Source organism: Kribbella sp. NPDC004875 (assembly GCF_042873375.1).
Classification (GTDB): Bacteria; Actinomycetota; Actinomycetes; order Propionibacteriales; family Kribbellaceae; genus Kribbella.
Map to the genome: position 1 here is coordinate 642,495 of NZ_JBIALI010000005.1, position 21,568 is coordinate 664,062.

A 21,568-nucleotide genomic window follows, 5' to 3' on the forward strand; every position below is an offset into this window, starting at 1 on the left:
GTGGTCGCGAAACTCGTGCGGTGTGGTTGTCGATTCGGAGCCTGCTCGCGCATCGGGATGGTGAATGCTGGAACCGGTGCAGGACGAGAAAGGGTGTGACCCGCAGTGGGCAAGTACCTGGTGATGATCTACGACGACGAGGCGAAGTGGGACGCGGCCGACCCGTCGGTGATGGAGCAGAACCACAAGAACCACCGCGCGTTCGTGGAGAACAACGCGGCGGCGGTGCGTGGCGGCGGGCAGCTCGACGGGAGCACCACCGCGACCTCGATCCGTTCCGACGGCAGCGGCGGGTACGTCGTCACGGACGGCGTGTTCGCCGAGACCAAGGAAGTGATGGGCGGCTACTACATCATCGAGGCGGCTGACCTGGACGAGGCTCTGGCGATCGCGAAGCAGGTCCCGTCGCCGATGGGTGGTGTCGAGGTCCGTCCGCTGGTCAACGGTGGCTGATCTCGTAGCCGAGGCGGTGGCGGCGGCCCATGTGTCCGAATGGGCCGCCGTGCTCGCCGCGACCGCCCGGGTCGCGGCGGATCTCGACCTGGCCGAGGACTGCGTGCAGGACGCGTATGCGAAGGCGCTGGTGCACTGGCGGGATGAGGGCGTGCCGCGGCGGCCGGGTGCGTGGCTGACGACGGTGGCGACACGGCGGGCGCTCGAGCACCGGCGGCGGGCCGATGTCGCGCGACGCAAGCTGCCGTTGCTGATCCCGGAGGGCGACGTCACCGACGAGACGTTCCCCGACGACCGGTTGCGGCTGGTGTTCACGTGTTGTCACCCGGCGCTCGCGCAGGAGGCGCAGATCGCCTTGACTCTGCGTTTGGTGTGCGGGTTGTCGTCGGCGGAGATCGCGAAGGCGTTCCTGGTCAAGGACGCGACGATGCAGGCCCGCATCACCCGCGCGAAACAGAAGATCTCGAGGTCGGGGATCGCCTACCGGATCCCGCGGACGCCGGAACTACCCGAGCGGATCGACGCGGTCCTGGACGTGGTGCATCTCGTCTACACCGCCGGCCACACCGCGATCGACGGCGACAGTCTGACCCGGACCGACCTGAGCCGGCGAGGGATCGACTTGGCGCGGATGATCCGCCTGCTCCTCCCGGACAGTGCGGAGGCGGCCGGGCTGCTCGCGTTGCTGCTGCTGACGCAGTCGCGGGAGGCGGCACGCATCGGCGACGCCGGCCGGTTGGTATTGATGGAGGACCAGGACCGTTCGCTGTGGGATCAGGAGCTGATCGCCGAAGGCCTGGCCCTGGTGGAGGACGCGCTGCGCGGGTCGGCCGGTCGGTTCGGAGTGCTGGCCGCGATCGCCGCTGTCCATGCCGGGGCTCCGCGCTGGGAGGACACCGACTGGCCCGAGATCCTCGGCCTGTACGACGTCCTGCTCGAACGCTGGCCGTCTCCGGTCATCGCGCTCAATCGCGTTGTCGCGCTCAGCTATGTGACCGGCCCGGAGGCCGCGCTCGAACAACTACCGGACGATCCCGCGTTGGCGACGTACCCCTATCTGGCGTCGACGCGCGGCGAGCTGCTGTGGCGTTGTGGGCGCGGCGCGGAGGCACGGGTGGCCTACCAGGAGGCCTTGGCGTTCACCAGCAACCCGGTCGAGGCCGAGTTCCTGAAGAGCAGGATCATTCGAGGCGCTTGAGTACTTCGTCGTGCAGGCGGCCGTTGGTGGCTACCGCGTTCGGGCCGTTCGGGCCCGGGGTGCCGTCGACCGAGGTGAACGTGCCGCCGGCCTCTTCGACGACGATCGCCAGCGCGGCCATGTCGTAGAGGTTCAGTTCGGGTTCGGCGGCGATGTCGACCGCGCCCTCGGCGACCAGCATGTACGACCAGAAGTCGCCGTACGCGCGGGTCCGCCAGACCGAGTCCATCAGGTCGGCCCACTGGTTCTTCTTGCCGAGCTTCTCCCAGCCCTTGAGCGACGCGTACGACAGCGAGGCGTCCTCGATCTTGCTCACGTCGCTGACCCGGCACGGCTGCGAGGAGTGCAGCGCGCGGCCGGTCCAGGCGCCGTCGCCGTACGACGCCCACCAGCGCTTGCCGAGCGCGGGAGCGGAGACCACGCCGACGACGACCTGGTCCTCGATCATCAGGCTGATCAGCGTCGCCCAGACCGGGACGCCGCGGATGTAGTTCTTGGTGCCGTCGATCGGGTCGACCACCCAGCGGCGCACGCCCCAGCCGGTGGTGCCGTCCTCCTCGCCCACGAACGCGTCCCGCGGCCGGGCCCGGGCGAGCGTCTTGCGCATCACGTCCTCGACCTTCTTGTCCGACTCGCTCACCGGGGTGAGGTCGGGCTTGGTGGCCACGTGCAGGTCGAGCGCCTTGTAGCGGTCCATCGTGGTCGAGTCCGCGTCGTCGGCCAGGATGTGGGCGAGCCGCAGGTCATCCGTGTGCGAAGGCATGCCGGAAGGCTAACCTGAACGACCGGTGAACGCCCCGGCTGTCCGGCGAAACGTTGCGGATCGGTTGCGGCGACGATTGAACCAAACGCAGTCGTTGAACGTGCCATTAGTGTCTGTCACGCCCTTAACGACCGCCGGGAGGCCGTCAATGTTCGAGCGCTTCGGGGACCTGCCGCTGCACGTGCTGGTGATCCACCTCGCGGTGGTGGTGCTGCCGGTGAGCGCGCTGACCGCGATCGTCTACGCGGTGGTGCCGAAGTGGCGGTGGCTGCTCCGCTGGCCCGCGCTCGTGCTCGGCGTCGGCGCGCTGCTGTGCGCGTTCGTGGCGAAGAAGAGCGGCGACGCGTTCGTTGCGGCGATCCCCCAGTTGCAGCAGCTGGTCCAGGTGCACCGCTCGCGCGGGAACCTGTTGCTGTGGTTCGCGCTGGCGTTCGCGGTGCTCGTGGTGCTCGCGTTCGTGCTGTTCGGCGGACCGGGCGCGCCGACGAGCGGAAAGGGTGAGCGGGCAATCAAGAGCCGTCCGCTCGAGTTGGTCGTGACGGCGGCCGTGGTGGTGATGGCGGTCGTGCTGATCTACCAGACCATCCGGACCGGCGACGCGGGCGCCCGCGCGGTCTGGGGCAACATTCTCCCCAAGAAGTAGCTCTGGCGGCCCGCCAGGCACAACTAGGTGCTGGCTCGGCTGGCGAGCAGCCGGCGGAACGACGCGACCCGGTCGGCGTCCGCCCGGCCCTCGGCGACGGCCTCGTCGAGCGCGCAGTCCGGCGCGTCGGCGGCATGGGTGCAGCCACGCGGGCAGTTCTCCGCGAGATCGGCCAGGTCGGGGAACGCATGGATGAGCTTGTCGGGATCGACATGCGCCAGACCGAACGAGCGGATTCCCGGGGTGTCGATCAACCAGCCGCCGTCGGGCAGCCGCAGTACGACGGTGTTCGTCGACGTGTGCCGCCCGCGCCCGGTGACCTCGTTGACGATGCCGGTCGCGCGGTCGGCGCCGGGGATGATCCCGTTCACCAGCGTGGACTTGCCGACACCGGAGTGGCCGACCAGGACGCTGGTCCGGTCGTGCAGCTGCTCGCGGAGCTCGGCGAGGTCGCCGCCCTGGTGGGTCGCGACCGATTCGACGCCGAGCGGGCGGTAGATCGAGAGCAGTGGGTCCGGGTCGGCGAGGTCGGTCTTCGTGAGGCAGAGCAGCGGTCGCATGCCGGCGTCGTACGCGGCGACGAGGAAGCGGTCGATGAGGCCGGTACGGGGCTCCGGGTTCGCGACCGCCACGACGATCACCAGCTGGTCCGCGTTCGCCACCAGGGGGCGCTCGATCGGGTCGTCGTCATCGGCCGAGCGGAGCAGCAACGTCGTCCGCGGCACGACCTCGACGATCCGGGCCAGCGTTCCCTCGTCGCCGCTCGCGTCGCCGTCGAGTTTGACCCGGTCGCCGACGATCACGCCCTTCCGGCCGAGCTGGCGGGCCTTCATCGCCGTCACGACCCGGCCGGTGTCATTGCTGCCGACCCAGCAGGTGTAGCGGCCGCGGTCGCGGGTGATCACGAAGCCTTCGACGGCGTCGTGGTACGAAGGGCGGTCCTTGGTCCGTGGCCGGGTGCGGCGCTTGGGCCGGTCGAACTTGGCCTCCTCGTCGTACCGCGACATCAGCCGGCCAAGCCGCGGGTGATGGTCCCGCGCCGTGCCGAGTGCCGCGCAGTAGGCACGGGACCATCACCCACGGCTCAGCCCGGTCCAGAGTTCGGGGAATTCTGGCAGTGTCTTGGCCGTGGTGGCGATGTTCTCGATCGCGACGCCGTCGACGAGCAGGCCGACGACCGCGGCGGCGTGCGCCATCCGGTGGTCGCCGTAGGTGTGGAAAAGCCCGCCGTGCAAGGGCTTCGGACGGATCGCGAGACCGTCCTCGAGCTGCGTCACGTCACCACCGAGCGCGTTGAACTCGGTCTCCAGCGCGGCCAGCCGGTCGGTCTCGTGGAAGCGCAGATGCGCGATTCCCCGCAGGTACGACGGCCCGTCGGCGAACGCGGCGACGGCGGCGATCACCGGCGACAGCTCACCCACCTCGCTGAGGTCGAGGTCGCAGCCCTCGATCCGGCCGGTGCCGCGGACCGTGAGTCCCTCGGCGGTGTGCGTCACCTCGGCGCCGAAACGGGTGAAGATCCCGGGCAGCTGACCGCCTGGCTGCGTGGTCTGCGCCGGCCATCCGGTCACGGTGACGGAGCCGCCGGTGATGACGGCCGCGGCCAGGAACGGCGCCGCGTTCGACAGGTCCGGCTCGATCGCCGCGTCCAGTGCCCGAATGGGGCCGGGGGCAACGACCCAGCGGTTCGGCTCCGCGTCGTCGACCTGGACGCCGCGCTCGCGCAGCATCGCGACCGACATGTCCAGGTGCGGCTGCGAGGGCACCGGCTTCCCGTCGTGCCGGATGTCGACGCCCTCGTCGTACCGGGCGCCGGCGAGCAGCAGCGCGGACACGAACTGGCTCGACCCGGACGCGTCCAGCGTCACCGTGCCGCCCCGCACCGCGCCGGTCCCGGACACCGTGTACGGCATCCGCCCGGTGCCGCCGTCCTCGATCTGTACGCCGAGCGCTCGCAGCGCGGCCAGGATGACGCCCATCGGGCGCTCCCGCGCGTACGGGTCGCCGTCGAACGCGACCACACCGTCGGCGAGCGCCGCGACCGGCGGGACGAACCGCATCACGGTGCCGGCCAGGCCACAGTCGACGTCGGCCGGGCCCTTCAGCGAGCCGGGGGTGACCGTGACCGTCGTCCCGCTGTCGGCGATGCCGACGCCGAGCGAGACCAGGGCGGACCGCATCAGCGCGGTGTCGCGGGCCGCGAGCAGACCGGTCAGCTGCGAGGGGCCGTCGGCGAGCGCGGCGAGGATGAGGGCGCGGTTGCTGATCGACTTCGAGCCGGGCACCGTGACCGTCCCGGTGACCGCTCCGTCGACCCGCGGTGCCGGCCAGCCCTGATCCTCGCTCATACCACTCCCTAGGCTCGTCATCTCGGCTCTGAGCCTAGGGCATGACGGCCTGGTACAGGTCTCAGCCGTCCGGGAACGAGGAGTCAGTTCAGGACAGTTCGGCCTTGGCGAGTCGGGCGGCCTGCTTGGCCTCGCGGGCGAACTGCTTGGTCTCGCGCCGGGCGGCCTTCGCGGCGCGCTTGGTCTCGCGCGTCGCGGCCTTGGTGCCGCGCCGGGTCTCCTTCTTCGCCGCCTTCGCACCGTGGGTGGCGCGCCAGGCGACGCCCGGCTTGCCCTCGGTGTCGACCGCGGCGAGCAGCAGACCGCCGAGGATGCCCAGGTTCTTCATGAACTGGATCTGCTGCTGCTTCCGGACCGCCTTGTCCTTCTCCTGCCAGAACGAGTGGCCCGCGAGCGTCGTCGGTACCAGCGAAGCCGCCAGCAGACCCGCGCCCAGACGCCGGCCCCGGCCGGTCGCCAGCGCGATACCGCCGACCACCTGGGCCGCGCCGTTCAGCCGGACCAGGTTGGCCGTCGTGTCCGGGATCCGCTCGCCGACCTGCGGCGGGGCGACCTTCTTCACGACGGGGACGAGCCGGTCGGTGACCGGCTGCGCCTTGGGAACCAGCGGCTCCGGGTTACGGATCTGGTTCGCGCCCTGCACGACGAAAATGACGGACAGCAACGGCCTGGCCAGTGCGCGCACGACAGTCATGCCTCCTTCATACACCACGTTCAGTACGACGTCCGGTACCCACCGCTGACGCAAATCATCAGATCGGGCAGCCGTCCGGTCCGCAGGCAGCGTCACCGTCCGTGGTTGCGCCGGGGGCGGTGATCAGGGTCACCGGCTTGCGGTCCGCGTTCGCCCGGCGCAGTGCCTCGGCGAAGACCTCCACGGGCTGCGCGCCGCTGACGCCGTACTTCTCGTCGATGACGAAGAACGGTACGCCGTTGGCGCCGTACGCCAGTGCCTGCGCCTGGTCCGCCTCGACGTCCTGCGTGTACGCCGTACCGCTCAGGACCTCACGTACTCGATCGGCGGGCAGACCGACCTCGGTCGCCAGCTCGGTCAGCGTGGTGTGGTCACCGACCGGGAGGCCGTCGGTGAAGTAGGCCTTGAGCAGACGCTCCTTGAGGCGGCCCTGCGTGTCCGCCGGCAACTCTCCGGCCTCGCCGAGCTCGCGGGCCAGGTGCAGCAGCCGGTGTGCGTCGACGGTGTTGACCGGCTTCGCCTGGTCCAGGTGGTACTCCAGGCCGACCTCAGCCGCCACCTCGGTGACCTGGGCGTTGGCCTGCAGGCCCCACTCGCGGCCACGGCCGTACTTCTCGCCCAACCGGGTCGCCAGGTCCCGCGGGTCGTCGTTCGTCGACGACGGATCGAGCTGGAAGCTGTGCCAGACGATCTCCGCGGTGTCACCACTGGCCTCCAGGGCCTCTTCGAGCCGGCGCTTCCCGATGTAGCACCACGGGCAGACGACGTCGGACCACACATCAATACGCATAACTGTCGGCAACTGACCCCTAGCTGGACCTATTCCCAAACTGTTCCCAACCTGGGCCTGCTGTGACGCGTCTGACGCTCCATGGACCAGGACCTCGTGCGGACCCTGATGGCAGAGCAGTTCCCCGATCTCGCCGAGCTGGAGCTGAAGGAGGTCATCGGCGGCTGGGGCAACCAGATGTGGCGGCTGGGCAACGACCTGGCGGTCCGGATGCCGCGCTTCGACCCGGCGGTCGAGCTGCTCGAGCGGGAGCACCGGTGGGTCCCTGAACTCGCGGCCCGGCTTCCGCTGCCGGTGCCGGTCCCGCAGCGCCGCGGCGTACCGTCGGAGCGCTTCCAGAAGACCTGGCTGATCACCACCTGGGTCCATGGCGAGCCCGCCGACCGGATGCCGGTCAGTACGGCGCAGTCCGCCGATCTGCTGGCCGATTTCCTGCTGGCGCTGCACACCGAGGCGCCGGCCGACGCTCCGGTGAGCGAGCGCGGCACGCTGCCGCCGGACCTGGGATTCCCGGACGTCCACGAGCATGTCGACCAGCTCGACGAGGTCCTCGCGATCTGGGAGGACGCTGTCGCGGCGCCGCCGTGGGAGGGGGCGCCGGTCTGGCTGCACGGCGACCTGCACCCCGCCAACGTCGTCGTTGCCGACGGCACGCTGGCCGGCGTCATCGACTTCGAGGAGGTGTCCGCGGGCGACCCGGCGAACGATCTGGCGGCCGCCTGGATCCTGCTGCCGGACGGCGGCGCGCAACGGTTCTTCGAGCGCTACCCGGTGGATGAGGCGACGGTACGGCGAGCGCGCGGGTGGGCCGTGCAGCGGGCCATGTTCCTGATCGCGATGGGGATCAACGGGGACCTCGGCAAACCGGGCGGGAAACCGGCCTGGGGCCCGGCCGGACGCGCGGCGCTTGCGCGGCTCCTTGCTGGTCAGTCGAGCTGTTCGAGGACGATGGGTTGATGCGGACCCGCAGCTTCGTCGACGAGCCGGCTACCGATCCGGTCCTGCTGAGAACGCTGGCGGCCGCTGGTCTGCCGGCGACCGGGCGCTTTCATCCCAAGGCAGGCTGGGTCAGCCGCGCGTGGGTCGGCGACGAATACGTCGTACGGCTGAATACCGACGAACGGCATAGCGACGCGTATCGCCACGAGGCTGCAGTCGTCAGCCTGCTCGCCGGCAGCGAGGTCCCACACGCCCGGCACGTCGCCCACGGCGACGGCCCGGACGGGCCCTGGTACGTCTCCGAGCGCCTACCCGGCCGAACGCTGTACGACGCGTGGCCGGCGGCGGACTCGCACACGCGCCAAGCAATGATCGAGAGCCTCGGCGCTGCGTTGCGTGCACTGCACCGGATACCTGTCCCGGCGGGCCTGCTGCCACCTTGGCTGGCCCACGCAATCGCCGGGAAGAAGCCGTGGGCAGCGTTTCATCCACCTGTGGTGACTGTGGCGCTCCAGCTGGTCGAGGATGCGCGGCGATTGCCCGGCCACGACTCGCGCCTGCTCACCGACGTCACTGACTGGGTCCAGGAGCGGTTGGTGTTGTTCGCCGCCGACGAACCCGTCCTCGTCCATGGTGATCTGCACGGATCCAACGTGATTGTCGACCAGGGACGCGTCACCGGACTGATCGACTTCGCGGAGGCGGTAGCCCAGCCGGCTGATGTCGAGCTCGACACGATCCTGCGCTGGTGCGCGAGGGCCCGGGAGTACCCACCGACACCCGACGAACAAGGGCTTGACGAGACCACACTCACGAAGGTCCCCGGATGGCTGCACGGCGCGTATCCGGAGTTGTTCGAGCGCGAGCATCTGCGCGAACGGTTGCTCTTCTACGACATGTACGGGGAGCTCGCGCTCTACGCACACCACCCCCAGCCCGGCCTACGCGAAGCGGCGCAGTACCGCATCGCCCGCCTGCTGTCCGGCCATAACCATCTGGACCAACTCATCTGGTAGGTCTCTGTCTTCAGCCTGGTGCCGGTCGTCGATCATCATGCTTCTGATTTCATAACGTCCTTTACAATCGCCAGCGGTTCTGGGGAAGGGGCGAGCGTGCGGGACGAACTGGCTGACCGCTTGCGGCAGTTGCGCGATCTGACCGGTCGAAGCCTGCGCGATCTGGCTCGCGACATCGACACCAGCAGTTCCTCGTTGTCGCGGTACTTCTCCGGTCAGGCCGTTCCGCCCTGGCCGACGATCGTCGCGCTCTGTAAAGCCGCTGGTCGCGATCCGCGACCACTGCGTCCGTTGTGGGAGCAGGCGAAGGAGGGTGCGCAGTCGGGTCCGTCGGCTGCCGCGCCGGTACGCAATGACCTGCCGCACGACGTCACCGCCTTCACCGGCCGGAAGGCTGAGCTGGACGCCCTGCTGGCGGCCGCACAGACAATGTCAGCGGTGGCGATCGACGGTATGGCAGGTGTCGGGAAGTCCGCGCTGGCCGTGCATGCCGCACACCTGCTGACCACCGACTTCCCGGACGGGCAGCTGTACCTGGACCTGCACGGTTTCACTCCGGGCCGGGAGCGGGTGGAACCGGTCGAGGCGCTCCGGGTGCTGCTGACCGCGCTGGGGCTGGCACCCGGCCGGATCCCCGAGGGCCTCGCCGAACGGGCAGCGCTCTGGCGGTCGGAGCTGGCGACGCGGCGGGCGATCGTTGTCCTCGACAACGCTACGGACGCCGCCCACGTGCGCGACCTGTTGCCCGGTGCCGGTCAGATCTTCGTGGTGATCACGAGCCGGCGCCGGATGGTCGAGCTGGACGGCGTACTGCCGATCTCGCTGGACGTGCTCCCGTCCGAAGACGCTGCGCGGTTGTTCGTCCGGTCCGTCGGCGGCACGCGGCCTGGCGACGTCAACGAAGTACTGCGTCGTTGTGGGAACCTGCCGCTTGCGATCCGGGTCGCCGCGGCGCGACTGCGGCACCGGCCTGCCTGGACGCTCGACACGCTGGTCGAGCGACTGCGTGAAGGCGAGTTGCCGGTGTCAGACGTCTTTGAGATGTCACTGCGTCAGCTGGACCCCGCACAGCGCCGGATGTTCCGGCTGCTCGGTCTGGTCCCGGGCGAGGACATCGACGCGTACGCCGCGGCCGCGCTGGCGGAGATCCCCCTCGCCAACGCCCGGACTCTGCTGGAGGACCTGGTGGACGTCCACCTCGTCCAGGAGCCGGCAGCGGGTCGCTACCGCATGCACGACCTCCTCCGGCAGGCTGCCCGCGCTGACGATCCGGACGCCGACCCGGTGCCGGCGATCACCCGGCTCGGCGACTACTACCTGAGCGGCCTGCTGGCCGTGAAGAAGCTGAACGAGATCCTGATCCCGCTGCCGGTGACCGTGTCCCACCCGCCGTCCGCACTGCCCGACCTGTCCGAATACGGAAGGGTCCTGCACTGGATGGACGTCGAGCAGAGCAACGTCACGGCCACCTTCGCGCTCGCCGTACGGCTGCGGATCGACGCGTCCGCGGTAGGCCTCGGGCAGCTCGCCACGATGTCCTACGCGCGGCGCGGTGGTTCGGCAGAGTTGCGTCGCGGGCTCGAGGCGACCCTGCCCAGTGCCGAACGACTCGGTGACCGCAGGGTGCTCGCCTCGCACCGGTTCCTGCTGGGTGCCCTGCTGCTCCGGCTGGGCCGGCTGGCCGAAGCGGTCCCCGATCTGGAGGCCGCGCGGGTACTGATGGCCGCGGAGGGCGACACCGTCAGCGAGGGCTTCGCACTGCTGCAGCTCGGCGAGATCCGTGAGTACCTGCTGGCGCCCGACGACGCCGTCGACCTTCTGGAACGGGCGACCGCGATCCTGCCCGCCGATGCGAAAGCCGTCCACGCCCGGTTACGCAGCGGTCTCGCACAGGCCTTGGTGAGCGCCGGCCGGTACGTCGAAGCGCGCGAGCTCGCGGCGGACGTGATCGCGACCGGGCCGACCGGCGACCGGCAAACGGAGCGGATGTGTCTGGACGTGCTCGGCCGGGCCGCCTTCGGGCTGGGTGACCTGCCAACGGCGCTCGGCTTCTCCGAGCAGGCCGTCGATGTCAGCCGTTCGAACAGTCACGCGATCCTGGAGGCGGCTAGCCTCACCGATGTCGCGGTGGTGCTGCAGCACCTCGGCCGGACCGAGGAAGCGGCCTCCCGGCAGGCCGAGGCCGTCGAGATCCTCGAGCGGGCGGGCGAGAGCCACCGACTGGTGCGCTGCCTGCTCCCGTACGCCGAGGCGTGCCTCGCCACCGGTGACCGGGACAGTGCGGCACGCGTCTTCCGGACAGCTTTGGAAGTCAGCAGCACGCACGGCCTCGACTACCTCGTTCCGCAGGCGCGGGACGGCGTCGACCGCGCGTCCTGAGGGTGTCCCGTCCCGTCCCGGGACACACGGCCGAACCCGATGAAACCGCAGGTCGGCGCCCTGTCTCATGTCCCGGCGGGCGCGCCCTGGATTGTGCCGGGACACCGGGACCAAGAGGCTTCCGGTATGCACACGTCGCTGCTCGCCGAGCTCGCCGCGCTAACCGCCCAGTGGGAGGTCCACGAGACGGTACCGGCGTCCACCGACGCGGTCGCCGAGCTCCTGCTCGCGGTCCGCGAGGGCCGGGTCGGCGACGACAACCTCCTGGTCCTCGCGGGGGCGTCGACCGCCCGGCTCGGGGCGATGACGGTCGTCGCCGGGCCCGGTCCCGGCCGCTACCGCGCCGAGTTCGCCGGTCAGGTCGAGCCCGTGCGGATCGAGGTCGGCCGCACCGCGCTGGCCGTGCAGAGCTGGTACGCCGGCGTACACGAGGTGACTGCCACACCTGCCGGCGCGCTGGTGACGCATCGCGTGCATCGAGTCGACGCCCACCATCCCGGCTTCGCACCAGGCATCGCCGAGCTCGGCCTGCGGGCGCGGATGGCACGGGATCTCGGCCGGGTGCTGGCCGTGATCGCCGACCGCCTCGGCTGCTGAACCCCGTGTCAGCACCCGTGTCAGTACGTGTGTCAGAACCCGTGTCAGCGCGACGGCGGCCCGGTGTCAGCGCGGCCTCGGATCGTAGTACTCGTCAACAACGGCAAACAGCGAAAGGCACCACCATGACGACGTTCAGCACCCCCGCACCGATCTCCGCAGTCCTGGACCTCCCGGCCGGCCCGATCGAGCTGGTCGCCACCGACCGGACCGACACCACCGTCGAGGTGCGGCCGGCCGACCCGGCGAAGAGCCGTGACGTCAAAGTCGCCGAGGAGGCGCAGGTCTCGTACGCCGACGGTGTCCTGCGGATCACGGTCACCGCGAAGAACCAGTACTTCGGGCCGACGGGCTCCGTCGCGGTCACGGTCCAGCTGCCGGCCGGCTCCCAGGTCACGGTGAAGACCGCCAGCTCCGACCTCAAGGCGGTCGGCCGGTTCGGCGACTTCACGGTCGAGAGCTCGCACGGCGACATCGATCTCGACGACGTCGCGACCGCCCGGGTCACCACCTCGGCCGGCGATGTCAGCATCGCCCGGCTGAACGGCCCGGCGCAGATCCGCACCAGCAAGGGCGACATCCGGATCGCCGAGGCCGTGCAGGGCGACGTCACACTGCGCACCGACGCCGGAGAGGTGGAGATCGGCGCGGCCGCCGGAGTCTCGGCCTCGCTGGACGCCGGCACCGCGACCGGCCGGATCAGCAACTCGCTCAAGAACAGCGTCGGAGCCGGCGCCGAGTTGGCCATCAAGGCGACCACCTCGGTCGGCGACATCGTCGCCCGCAGCCTCTGACCTCGCACATCCCCACCCGGAGAAGGAGAACCATCACCATGCCAACCAGCGCAATCACACCGTCCGGTTTCACCGAGTCCGGGCTGAGCCGGCTGCACGACGTACTTGCCCGGTCCGTGGACTCCGGGAAGATCCCCGGCGTCGTCGCGCTGGTCAGCCGGGGCGACGGTGCGGCGCACGTCGAGGCGCATGGGACCATGCGCCACGACGGCGGCGCGCCGATGCAGCGCGACACCATCTTCCGGATGGCGTCGACGTCGAAGCCGGTCTCGGTGTCGGCGGCGATGGTGCTGCTCGACGAGTGCAAGCTGCGGCTGGACGACACCGTCGAGGAGTGGCTGCCCGAGCTCGCCGACCGGCAGGTGCTGAAGCGGATCGACAGCCCGGTCGACGACACCGTGCCGGCCCGCCGCCCGATCACCGTCCGGGACATCCTGACCTCGACGTTCGGCCTCGGCATGGACATGACGATGATCGGTACGCCGATCATGGGCGCACTGTTCGAGCAGGGCATCACGCCGAACCTGCCGGTGCCGATGCCGGAGCAGGACGAGTGGATGCGCCGCCTCGGCACGCTGCCGCTGATGTACCAGCCGGGGGAGCGCTGGCAGTACCAGATCAGCAGCGACCTGCTCGGCGTGCTGGTCTCCCGGGTCAGCGGGCAGTCGTTCGACCAGTTCCTGCGGGAGCGGATCTTCGAGCCGCTCGGGATGAAGGACACCGGGTTCTCGGTGCCGGCCGACCAGATCCACCGGCTGCCTCCGTTGTACGCGCCGGACCCGGCGACCGGTGAGTTCCAGATCTGGGACGAGGCAGAGGGCGGCCGGCACAGCACCCCACCGGCGTTCCAGGGTGGGGGTGGCGGCTTGAACTCCACCGCCGACGACTACCACGCCTACTTCCGGATGCTGCTGAACAACGGCGTCCACGAGCGGCAGCGGATCCTGTCCCGGCCGGCCGTCGAGCTGATGACCAGCAACAGCCTGACGCCGGAGCAGCTGGCGGCCCGCGAGACACTTGCCCGCGACAACGTGCACATCTCGTTCGGCCAGGGCCAGCAGGGCGGCTGGGGCTTCGGCATGGCGGTCCGCACGTACCGCGGCGACTACGCCCCGATCGGTCAGTTCGGCTGGGACGGCGGCTCGGGTACGTCGACGTACGCGGACCCGGTCAACAAGATCACCGGTGTCCTGCTCACCCAGGTCGGTGCGACGGTGCCGTCCGCGATCCACCTGATGAACGACTTCTGGACCACGCTCTACCAGGCGCTGGAGGACTAGGCCGTGTCTGGCAATTCCCCGCCTACTGCGCGGCACTCGGCACGGCACCTCGCTGCACGTGAGCAAAGGCCACGATGCTCCGCATCGAGACCTTCGCTCCCGCGCACCGAGCCACCGCACCGAGCACCTGCTCGCTACGGCGCGGAATTGCCAGACACGGCCTAGGCACAACGCCTGAGGGCCAGCAGGGCGTAGGCACGTGCCGCCGCGAGGACGTCGTCGAGTACGACGTGCTCGTCGGCGGCATGTGCGTAGCGGACGTCACCCGGGCCGAACTGCACGGTCGGGATGTCCGCGGCGGCGTACTGGCGCAGATCCGACCCGTACGGCGCGCCCAGCACCGCGGGCGTCGTACCGCCGGCGTCGGTCACGGCTCGGAGGGTGTCGGCGAGCAGCGGGTCGCCGTCCGGGAGCAGGCCGGACGCGAACTCACCACCCGGCCAGGTCACCACGACCGGGTGGTCGCGCAGCCAGTCGTCCTTCGCGCAGGCGTTGGCGATCGCCGTCTCGAAGGCGGCTCGTGCTGCCGCGAGCGGCTCACCGAGGCGGACGCCGTACCTGCCCTCGGCGATCAGGTTGTCGGGGACGGTGCTCGCCCAGTCGCCGGACGCGATGGTGCCGACGGAGAGCGGGTTGGCGAGGTCGAGGTGGGCGAGGAGCGGGTGCGGATCGCGGTTGCGGTCCGCCTCGAGTTCCTGCAGCGCGGTCTGGATGTGGGTGAACTTCTCGATCGCGCTCACGCCGCGGCTGCGCGTCGAGCCGTGCGTCGCGAGACCGGGCACCTCCAGGCGGAACGTCAGTGAGCCGGCGTTCGCCGGGATCACGGTCCCGGCGGTCGGCTCCGCGATCAGGCACGCCTCACCGCGATGACCGCGGCGAAGGGTCGCGAACGTCCCGAGGCCGCCGTCCTCCTCGCCGATCACCGTGTGCACCGCGAGCGGCTTGCGCAACGGGACGCCCGCGGCAACGATCGCCGCGACCGCGCCGAGGACGGCCGCGACGCCGCCCTTCATGTCGCAGGTCCCGCGGCCCCACATCACGCCGTGCTCGATCCGCGCGTCGAACGCGTCACCCGGCACCACATCCACGTGCCCGTTGAGGATCAGCCCCGGTGTCGCCGTACCGCCGAGGACGCCGACACAGCCCCAGGCTGCGTCGCGCTCCACCTCCGCGCCGGGGAACTCCGGGTCCGCGGTCAACGCCGGGAGGTCGAGCTCCCAGTGGTCCACCGCCAGCCCGAGTCCCTCGAGCCGGGCCGCACACCATGCCTGGACATCGTTCTCGGCGGCGGTCCCGTCGATGCTCGGGATCCGCACCAGGTCCCGCAGGTCGGCGACGATCCGGTCGTTGTCGACGGCAGCCAGAACGGACTGCTCGATCTCGTTGGTCACGGCTCAGGATTATCACCGATCGGACGACAAGGTCTGACCGATCGGACGACAGACGGACCCCGAGCGTTGCTGGCAACCTTCCGGAGGACGGCCCGACCGGGGCCACTGGGGTAAGGGAAACCGCCATGCACCGCAAGAAGAAGATCCTCATCGCTACCGCCGCCACGCTGGTCATCGGCACCGGCACTGCCTTCGCCTTCTGGAGCACCACCGGCACCGGCGCCGGCTCCGCCACGACGTCGGCCGGCGCGAGCAACCTCGCGATCGCGCAGACCAGCACGATCACGAACATGTTCCCGGGCGACACCGCGCAGACCATCGCCGGCACCGTGACGAACAACGCGTCCAACAGCGCGTACGTCAACACCGTGACCGTGAGCATCGCATCGGTCACCAAGGCCGACGGCGTGACCGGCACCTGCGACGCCACCGACTACACGCTGGCCACCCCGGTCATGACGATCGCCAAGGACCTCGCCGCGGGCGCCACCGAGACCTTCACCGGCGCGACGATCAAGTTCAACAACAAGGCGACCAGCCAGGACGCCTGCAAGGGCGCCACGGTCAACCTCGCGTACGCCAGCAACTAGTTCGTCGCCGCGGTTTCCCAGGTCCGGGCGGGGCACCCCCGTCCGGACCGGGAACGCACCAACGTCTTGGGGGAGTGAGCAGGAGATGCGAGGCACGCGAACAGCGCCGTACCGGATGATCAGGTTCCTGGTCGCCGGGCTGTGCCTGCTGCTCGCCGTCACCGGCCTGTCGTACGCGGTCCAGCCGGCCAAGCCGGGCATCACGCTCGGCCTGTCACCGACCAGCCAGTCGGTGACGCGCGGCCAGTCGGCGACGTACACGGTCAGCGTGACTTCCACCGGAGGCTTCACCGGCGCGATCACGTTCAGCGCCCCCGGGCTGCCGTCCGGTACGTCGGCGTCCTACAGCCCGGTGTCGGTGACCCTGACGTCCGGCGGTACGGCGACCACGACACTGACCGTCAGCACCACAGCGACCACACCGACCGGATCGGCCGTCATCACCCTGCAGGGTCTCGGCACCAAGGTGAGCGACACCATCAACGCCGGCCTGACCGTCAACGCCCCGCTCTCCGGCGCGTTGACGATGACCGCGGCACCGGCCTCGGTCACGCAAGCACCCGGCAGCATCGCGGTGTTCACCGTCCAGTTGACCCGGACGAATCTCACCGGACCTGTCACGTTCGCGACCGTCGGAGGTCTGCCGTCCGGTGCAACGGCCACGTTCACACCGAACCCGGCCAATGGAAACTCCGCGAACGTCCAGATCACCACACCCGACAGTGCGACCGACGGCACCTACACGCTCTCCCTGGTGGCCGGCGGCAAAGACACCACGGGCACCACGCGCTCGGCGTACGCGAACGTCACTCTGGTGCTCCAGACCAGCGGCCGGGCGTTCGCGATCAGCGGGAACCTCACCGGACAGCTGGCGCCCGGAGTCACGCGACCACTCGATCTCACGCTGACCAACCCGAACAAGAAACCGATCTCCGTGACGAACCTGACCGTCGCCCTGAGCTCCGTCACGCGGACGCCGTACGCCGTCGCGCACAACCTCCCGTGCGGCGTGAGCGACTACCGCATCACGCAGTACGCCGGAACGTATCCACTGACCGTGCCGGCCAACGGGAGCATCGCAGTCTCGGGCTTCTCGGCACCGCAGGTCGCGATGCTCGACACCGCGGTGAACCAGGACGGATGCAAGGGCGCCACTGTCACCCTCGCGTACTCCGGCGCGGGGCAGGGGAGCTGACATGACTCGACGCGCTCTGCTCCTCTTCGGACTCGTCGTCCTGACGCTGACCGGCGCCGGCACGGCCTGGGGCTTCTGGACCGGCGCAGGTTTCGGTGCCGGAACCGCCGCTACCGGCACACTCGCCGCACCGACACCGGTCACCGTGTCCGCACCGGCGGGCGCTGGAACGGCCAGTGTCAGCTGGACCGCGTCCGCCCGCGCCACCGGCTACACCGTGACTCGCGTACGGACCAGCGACGGTGCGACCGCCGCTGTCTGCAGTACGACGACCGCCACGTCCTGCAACGGCCTCAGTGTCCCCGACGGCACGTACCGCTTCGTTGTCACCGCCGTCGCAGCCAGTTGGACCGCATCGGCGTCGAGCGCTGACGTGACCGTGTACAACGACCGCCCGACCGTCACGATCAACCAAGCGGCCGGCCAGGCCGACCCGGCCCGGACAGCACCCCTCAACTTCACCGCCGTTTTCAGCGAGCCGGTCACCGACTTCACCAGCGCCGCAGTCACCGTCTCACCTGCGTCCGCGACGGTCGCGGTCAGCGGCAACGGCCCGACGTACACCATCGCCGTCAGCGGTCTCGCGAGCAGCAGCGCCGTCACCGTGTCGATCCCGGCCAACGCTGTCCACGACAGCGGCGGCGCCGGCAATGCCGCCTCGACTACCACCGACAACACCGTCACCTACGATGCAACCGCACCGACGGCTGCTGCTCCGATCGTCACGGCATCACTCACCTACGGCACCTTCGTAGGCAACGCCGCCGTCACTTTGACCGACACCGCCACCGACGACCTCTCCGGCGTCGCGTCGGTCACCTATTACCGCTGCACCGGCGCAACAGGCACCTGCACTGCAGCCAACTGGACAGCCATCGGATCCTCGACGGCCACCAGTTTCGCCTTCACCACCGCGGCCCCGTTCGCCACGGACGGCAGCTACCGCATCGTCGCCGTGGCCACCGATGCCGCCGGCAACTTCAGCACCCCGAGCGCGCCGACCGCTGTGACCGTCGACGCCACTCCGCCGACCACAGGCACCCTGAAAGTGAACGGATTCTCCTGATGAATCTCAAACGTGCGTTGTCGGCAGCATCCGCCGCGGTGCTGGTCGGAGTCGGCATCTTCGCCGCAGGCCTCTTCGGAGGCGGCCCGGCGTCCGCCGCCACCAGCGTCAGTGCCGTCAGCTTCAGCCCGTCGCCCGCCGTGGGCGGCGCGAGCGCGGACTGGACCGTCAAGTTCACGACCAGCAACGGCTCCGGCGGCCAACTGAACCCGGGCAGCACGATCACGGCCACCTTCAACGCCGCGTTCACCGGCCTGCCGCAGAGCCCTGCGGTGACTCTCGGGCCGGAGTTCGGCAACTGCAGTGCGACCGCGAGCACCAGCAACTCGGTCGTGACGATCACTCTGGTGGGCGCAGGGTGCAAGCTGTCGAACAAGACCCAGGGCACCCTCACGTTGCGCGGTATCACGAACGCCCCGAGCGGGACCTATCCGGCGAGCACGTTCAAGCTGTCGACCTCCAGCGACACGAACGCGGTGCAGTCGGACAACGCGGTCACACTGACCGCAGGAGCGGTCGGCAAGCTCGCGTTCGTCCAGGCGCCGGCCGACGGCTTCGTGAATACCCCGTTGTCGCCGGCCATCACGGTGCAGGTCCAGGACCAGTACGGCAATCCCGTGCCCAACACTCCGGTCACGCTGACCTCCTCGCCGAGTGGGATCAACCTGTCCGCGACGTCGGACGCGAACGGCCGTGCGACCTTCTCCTCCGTGGTGTTCGGCTCGACGGCGCTCGGTGTCAACCTCATCGCGTCAACGTCCAACGGTGTCTCAGTCACGTCGGCGAGTTTCACCGTGACTGTCTTGGTCAGCGGAAACAGCACGCTGACAGCTCCGGCCTCGGACTCCGGATCAGGCGTGAAGTCGGTCGCGTACTACTACTGCGCCGGCTACTCGGGTACCTGCGCCAACGGGACTCTGATCGGTTCGTCGACCAGTGCGGCCTCCAACTACCAGGTGACCTGGAGCTCGCGCCCCGCGGCCGGCGCCTACCGGGTTGTCGCCATCAGCACCGACAACGTCGCCAACCCCTCCGCGCCCACCGAGTCCGTGCCAGTCACCGTGGGTTGAGACCGGAAGCCGTGCCCGGGGACAGGTAATAACCCGTCTCCGGGCACCGTTTCCTGTCTCAGGCCCCGCTAGCCGAGCAGCTCTAGCAGGCGGCGGGCGCCGTGGTTCACACGGCTGAGCGAGTACGTCGAGCGCTGGTGCGCGAACTCCGCGCAGCTCGCGTACGACGCCGCCGCGCACACCGCGACAGCGGCCCGGCCACACGTTCGGAGCGCGGCCTCCACGAACAACTCGTCGACGCCGGTCGCGGCGCCGTCCCGTGCCGCTGACATCGCCAGCGTGACCAGGTCGTACGCACGGGATCCACACCCGGCCGCCTCGATGTCGACGATCCCGGCGATCCGCCCGTCGTCGACGAGCAGGTTGCCGACATTCAGGTCACCGTGGACCAGATCGTCTTCCGGCAGTTGCTCGCCTTGATACGGCTCGCACAGGACCTCGAACCGCCGCATCAGCTCTGCGGTGGCACCGCCGTACGCACGCACTCGGGGCCAGACGCCGTCCCAGTCCTCGAAGACGACACCGCGCGACCAGCCCGACCAGCTCACACCGGCTTCCGGGACGAGGTCCCGCTGCAGTTCGCAGATCGCGATCAGTTGCCGGGCGAGCTCCCTGTCGAGAGGCGCGGGCGCGCCGGTCACGAACTCCTGCAGCTCGTACGGCGCCCCGGAGGCCGTCGTACCTACTGCAAGCCAGGCAGGTGTCGGGTACCCGACGGCGCGCGCCCGGTGAACGAGGCCGGCCGCTCGCCGGACGCGCGGCGCCCACCCGGGATCCTCGCTCCACTTGAGGATCACCCGGGTGGTGCCGTCCGTCAGTTCGTACGCCGTGGTCTGCAGGCCACCGGTCAGTTGCCGGACGAGCCGATAGCTGGTGCCCAGGGCAACGTTCAGCTCGGCGACAACCGACGCGGTGGTCTCCGTCACAGTGTCCTCAGGGGGTCAGGCGGTGCAGGTCGCGGGGGAACAACGTGACCTCGCGGATGTTCTCCGCACCGGTCAGCCGGGCGACGAACCGCTCCAGGCCGATCGCGAACCCGCCGTGCGGCGGCATTCCGTGCTTGAACGCCTGCAGGTACGAGCTGTACGCCGGTGCGTCCGGCGACTCGCCCCGCGCCTCGAGGGCCGCGACATAGTCGGAGTACCGGTGCAACCGTTGCCCGCCGGTGACCAGCTCCATGCCGCGGAACAGCAAGTCGAACGAGTTCGACCAGCGCGGGTCCGACGGCTGCGGATGCGTGTAGAACGGCCGCTTCACCATCGGGTAGCCCTCGACGGCGACGAAGTCGCTGCCGTGCTCGCGAAGCGCCCACTCGCCGATCGCCCGTTCGTCCGCGGGTGCCAGGTCCGGCTCGTCCGGGTCCGCGCCCGCGATCTTCAACGCCTCACTGAAGTGCAGCACGGGCACCTCGACCGGGATCTCCGGCAGCTCCAGGCCGAGCCGTTCCAGCGCGCTGCCGGCCCGTGCCCCGACCGCCGACAGCATCCCGGCGATCGCCGACCGCAGCATCACCAGCACGTCGCGATGGTCCGTGACGAACCCGAACTCGGCGTCCAGCGACACGTACTCGGCCAGGTGCCGGACGGTGTCGTGCGGCTCGGCCCGGAACACCGGACCGACCTCGAAGACCCGCTCGAACACGCCGACCATCTGCTGCTTGTAGAACTGCGGCGACTGCGCCAGATAAGCCGGTTCGCCGAAGTAGTCCAGCGCGAACACGTTGGCGCCGGACTCGGTCGCCGTACCGACGATCTTCGGGGTCTGGATCTCGGTGAAGCCCTGACTGCTCAGCGCCTCCCGGAACCCGCACATGGCGGCCGAGGCGATCTCCCACCCGGCCCGCACCATCGGATGCCGCAGCGCGACCGGTGCGTTGTCCAGGACGACGGGCAGCCCCGCGCCGACGGTCGGACGCCACAGCTCGATCGGCGGCGTGGCGGCCGGTTCGGTCAGCGGCGTGATCACCGGGTCGACGATCTCGGCGCCACCGGGAGCCTGTGCGTTCGCGGCGACCGTACCGGTCACCTCGACGACGGTCTCCTCGGTCAGCTCGTCGAGCTGTTCCGGCGAGCCCTTGACGACGATCTGCGCCAGGCCGGAACGGTCCCGCAGGATCAGGAAACTGACGGCGGCGAGCCGACGTCTTCGGTGCACCCAGCCGGCCACCGTGACGGACTGGCCTACTGCTGAGGGGATCTCATGGCTGAGAATGCGCATTGCTGTTTCACCTCCAGGTCATTTCTCGAACCCCGGAGGTGTGGGCGAAGGGGAATCTCGCGGTGCCACCACACCTTCACCAGGCCCGACGGGCCTGGCCTCTTGCACTGCAGTCGCTCGGGAGTGTCTTCGCCACCGCTCCACG

21 protein-coding genes are annotated in these 21,568 nt (G+C 69.9%); 13 read left to right on the forward strand and 8 right to left on the reverse strand.

The window, feature by feature from the left end; genetic code table 11:
• The first annotated feature begins 105 nt into the window (after positions 1-105).
• A complete protein-coding gene (locus ACFYRH_RS29565; protein WP_387782187.1) occupies positions 106-453 on the forward strand; it encodes a YciI family protein in 348 nt (115 codons plus the stop codon).
• Entirely contained in the window at positions 446-1,651 is a 1,206-nt protein-coding gene (locus ACFYRH_RS29570) for an RNA polymerase sigma factor (RefSeq protein WP_387782189.1), read from the forward strand. Before ACFYRH_RS29565 ends, ACFYRH_RS29570 begins: the two co-directional genes overlap by 8 nt.
• On the opposite strand, the gene hisN is transcribed toward ACFYRH_RS29570, so the two are convergent.
• Positions 1,635-2,414 carry a histidinol-phosphatase gene (hisN, locus tag ACFYRH_RS29575; RefSeq protein WP_387782191.1) on the reverse strand — a complete coding sequence of 260 codons (780 nt, stop codon included), beginning with the start codon at positions 2,412-2,414 and terminating at the stop codon, positions 1,635-1,637. The two genes, ACFYRH_RS29570 and hisN, sit on opposite strands and share 17 nt — an antisense overlap.
• Before the next feature lie 148 nt (positions 2,415-2,562).
• On the opposite strand from hisN, the gene ACFYRH_RS29580 reads away from it, so the two are divergent.
• Complete coding sequence (locus tag ACFYRH_RS29580) at positions 2,563-3,057, forward strand: DUF2231 domain-containing protein (protein WP_387782193.1); 495 nt, start codon at positions 2,563-2,565, stop codon at positions 3,055-3,057.
• A 23-nt stretch (positions 3,058-3,080) separates the two neighbouring features.
• Here the strand turns inward: ACFYRH_RS29580 and rsgA are convergent, their stop codons facing one another.
• The 4 genes from rsgA to ACFYRH_RS29600 all read right to left on the reverse strand — a co-directional run bounded on the left by rsgA (position 3,081) and on the right by ACFYRH_RS29600 (position 6,889).
• Positions 3,081-4,064 carry a ribosome small subunit-dependent GTPase A gene (gene rsgA, locus ACFYRH_RS29585; RefSeq protein ID WP_387782195.1) on the reverse strand — a complete coding sequence of 328 codons (984 nt, stop codon included), beginning with the start codon at positions 4,062-4,064 and terminating at the stop codon, positions 3,081-3,083.
• A 66-nt stretch (positions 4,065-4,130) separates the two neighbouring features.
• The gene (aroA, locus tag ACFYRH_RS29590; RefSeq protein ID WP_387782197.1) at positions 4,131-5,405 is read right to left on the reverse strand and encodes a 3-phosphoshikimate 1-carboxyvinyltransferase; all 1,275 of its coding nucleotides are present in this window, start codon (positions 5,403-5,405) and stop codon (positions 4,131-4,133) included.
• Positions 5,406-5,493: 88 nt separating this feature from the next.
• Positions 5,494-6,099: a DoxX family protein gene (locus tag ACFYRH_RS29595; protein WP_387782199.1), complete on the reverse strand. Its 606-nt coding sequence runs from the start codon at positions 6,097-6,099 to the stop codon at positions 5,494-5,496.
• Positions 6,100-6,157: 58 nt separating this feature from the next.
• On the reverse strand, positions 6,158-6,889 hold the full coding sequence (locus tag ACFYRH_RS29600; protein ID WP_387782201.1) for a DsbA family protein: 732 nt from the start codon (positions 6,887-6,889) through the stop codon (positions 6,158-6,160).
• An 81-nt stretch (positions 6,890-6,970) separates the two neighbouring features.
• Between ACFYRH_RS29600 and ACFYRH_RS29605 the strand changes: the two genes are divergently transcribed.
• The 6 genes from ACFYRH_RS29605 (at position 6,971) to ACFYRH_RS29630 (ending at position 13,894) form a co-directional block, all read left to right on the forward strand.
• Positions 6,971-7,846 (forward strand): aminoglycoside phosphotransferase family protein, encoded by an 876-nt coding sequence (locus tag ACFYRH_RS29605; protein ID WP_387782203.1) that lies wholly within the window; start codon positions 6,971-6,973, stop codon positions 7,844-7,846.
• A complete protein-coding gene (locus ACFYRH_RS29610) occupies positions 7,846-8,844 on the forward strand; it encodes a phosphotransferase family protein (protein ID WP_387782205.1) in 999 nt (332 codons plus the stop codon). The genes ACFYRH_RS29605 and ACFYRH_RS29610 overlap by 1 nt, the downstream gene beginning before the upstream one ends.
• Positions 8,845-8,940: 96 nt before the next feature.
• The gene (locus ACFYRH_RS29615) at positions 8,941-11,223 is read left to right on the forward strand and encodes a tetratricopeptide repeat protein (protein WP_387782207.1); all 2,283 of its coding nucleotides are present in this window, start codon (positions 8,941-8,943) and stop codon (positions 11,221-11,223) included.
• Positions 11,224-11,349: 126 nt separating this feature from the next.
• The gene (locus tag ACFYRH_RS29620) at positions 11,350-11,820 is read left to right on the forward strand and encodes a hypothetical protein (RefSeq protein ID WP_387782209.1); all 471 of its coding nucleotides are present in this window, start codon (positions 11,350-11,352) and stop codon (positions 11,818-11,820) included.
• Positions 11,821-11,945: 125 nt separating this feature from the next.
• Positions 11,946-12,614, forward strand: coding sequence for a DUF4097 family beta strand repeat-containing protein (locus ACFYRH_RS29625; protein WP_387782211.1), 669 nt, complete (start codon positions 11,946-11,948; stop codon positions 12,612-12,614).
• A gap of 38 nt (positions 12,615-12,652) precedes the next feature.
• Positions 12,653-13,894 carry a serine hydrolase domain-containing protein gene (locus ACFYRH_RS29630; RefSeq protein WP_387782213.1) on the forward strand — a complete coding sequence of 414 codons (1,242 nt, stop codon included), beginning with the start codon at positions 12,653-12,655 and terminating at the stop codon, positions 13,892-13,894.
• A 161-nt stretch (positions 13,895-14,055) separates the two neighbouring features.
• On the opposite strand, the gene ACFYRH_RS29635 is transcribed toward ACFYRH_RS29630, so the two are convergent.
• Entirely contained in the window at positions 14,056-15,285 is a 1,230-nt protein-coding gene (locus ACFYRH_RS29635) for a M20/M25/M40 family metallo-hydrolase (protein ID WP_387782215.1), read from the reverse strand.
• A gap of 125 nt (positions 15,286-15,410) precedes the next feature.
• Between ACFYRH_RS29635 and ACFYRH_RS29640 the strand changes: the two genes are divergently transcribed.
• The 4 genes from ACFYRH_RS29640 to ACFYRH_RS29655 all read left to right on the forward strand — a co-directional run bounded on the left by ACFYRH_RS29640 (position 15,411) and on the right by ACFYRH_RS29655 (position 19,206).
• Positions 15,411-15,875, forward strand: coding sequence for a hypothetical protein (locus tag ACFYRH_RS29640; protein WP_387782217.1), 465 nt, complete (start codon positions 15,411-15,413; stop codon positions 15,873-15,875).
• Positions 15,876-15,960: 85 nt separating this feature from the next.
• Entirely contained in the window at positions 15,961-17,070 is a 1,110-nt protein-coding gene (locus tag ACFYRH_RS29645; protein ID WP_387782219.1) for a hypothetical protein, read from the forward strand.
• A 1-nt stretch (position 17,071) separates the two neighbouring features.
• Positions 17,072-18,136, forward strand: a complete 1,065-nt coding sequence (locus tag ACFYRH_RS29650; protein ID WP_387782220.1) for a hypothetical protein — start codon at positions 17,072-17,074, stop codon at positions 18,134-18,136.
• Positions 18,136-19,206, forward strand: coding sequence for a carboxypeptidase-like regulatory domain-containing protein (locus ACFYRH_RS29655; RefSeq protein ID WP_387782222.1), 1,071 nt, complete (start codon positions 18,136-18,138; stop codon positions 19,204-19,206). The genes ACFYRH_RS29650 and ACFYRH_RS29655 overlap by 1 nt, the downstream gene beginning before the upstream one ends.
• A 68-nt stretch (positions 19,207-19,274) precedes the next feature.
• On the opposite strand, the gene ACFYRH_RS29660 is transcribed toward ACFYRH_RS29655, so the two are convergent.
• Together ACFYRH_RS29660 and aspS are read right to left on the reverse strand one after the other, a co-directional pair.
• Positions 19,275-20,132: a phosphotransferase family protein gene (locus ACFYRH_RS29660; protein WP_387782224.1), complete on the reverse strand. Its 858-nt coding sequence runs from the start codon at positions 20,130-20,132 to the stop codon at positions 19,275-19,277.
• Positions 20,133-20,139: 7 nt separating this feature from the next.
• The gene (gene aspS / locus ACFYRH_RS29665; RefSeq protein WP_387782226.1) at positions 20,140-21,423 is read right to left on the reverse strand and encodes an aspartate--tRNA(Asn) ligase; all 1,284 of its coding nucleotides are present in this window, start codon (positions 21,421-21,423) and stop codon (positions 20,140-20,142) included.
• Between the last annotated feature and the right edge of the window lie 145 nt (positions 21,424-21,568).

Coding starts and splice junctions, on each gene's coding strand:
- hisN (WP_387782191.1), bottom strand. CDS start 2,414: ATGCCTTCGCACACGGATGACCTGCGGCTCGCCCACATCCTGGCCGAC.
- ACFYRH_RS29580 (WP_387782193.1), top strand. CDS start 2,563: ATGTTCGAGCGCTTCGGGGACCTGCCGCTGCACGTGCTGGTGATCCAC.
- rsgA (WP_387782195.1), bottom strand. CDS start 4,064: ATGTCGCGGTACGACGAGGAGGCCAAGTTCGACCGGCCCAAGCGCCGC.
- aroA (WP_387782197.1), bottom strand. CDS start 5,405: ATGAGCGAGGATCAGGGCTGGCCGGCACCGCGGGTCGACGGAGCGGTC.
- ACFYRH_RS29595 (WP_387782199.1), bottom strand. CDS start 6,099: ATGACTGTCGTGCGCGCACTGGCCAGGCCGTTGCTGTCCGTCATTTTC.
- ACFYRH_RS29600 (WP_387782201.1), bottom strand. CDS start 6,889: ATGCGTATTGATGTGTGGTCCGACGTCGTCTGCCCGTGGTGCTACATC.
- ACFYRH_RS29605 (WP_387782203.1), top strand. CDS start 6,971: ATGGACCAGGACCTCGTGCGGACCCTGATGGCAGAGCAGTTCCCCGAT.
- ACFYRH_RS29610 (WP_387782205.1), top strand. CDS start 7,846: ATGCGGACCCGCAGCTTCGTCGACGAGCCGGCTACCGATCCGGTCCTG.
- ACFYRH_RS29620 (WP_387782209.1), top strand. CDS start 11,350: ATGCACACGTCGCTGCTCGCCGAGCTCGCCGCGCTAACCGCCCAGTGG.
- ACFYRH_RS29625 (WP_387782211.1), top strand. CDS start 11,946: ATGACGACGTTCAGCACCCCCGCACCGATCTCCGCAGTCCTGGACCTC.
- ACFYRH_RS29630 (WP_387782213.1), top strand. CDS start 12,653: ATGCCAACCAGCGCAATCACACCGTCCGGTTTCACCGAGTCCGGGCTG.
- ACFYRH_RS29640 (WP_387782217.1), top strand. CDS start 15,411: ATGCACCGCAAGAAGAAGATCCTCATCGCTACCGCCGCCACGCTGGTC.
- ACFYRH_RS29645 (WP_387782219.1), top strand. CDS start 15,961: ATGCGAGGCACGCGAACAGCGCCGTACCGGATGATCAGGTTCCTGGTC.
- ACFYRH_RS29650 (WP_387782220.1), top strand. CDS start 17,072: ATGACTCGACGCGCTCTGCTCCTCTTCGGACTCGTCGTCCTGACGCTG.
- ACFYRH_RS29655 (WP_387782222.1), top strand. CDS start 18,136: ATGAATCTCAAACGTGCGTTGTCGGCAGCATCCGCCGCGGTGCTGGTC.
- aspS (WP_387782226.1), bottom strand. CDS start 21,423: ATGCGCATTCTCAGCCATGAGATCCCCTCAGCAGTAGGCCAGTCCGTC.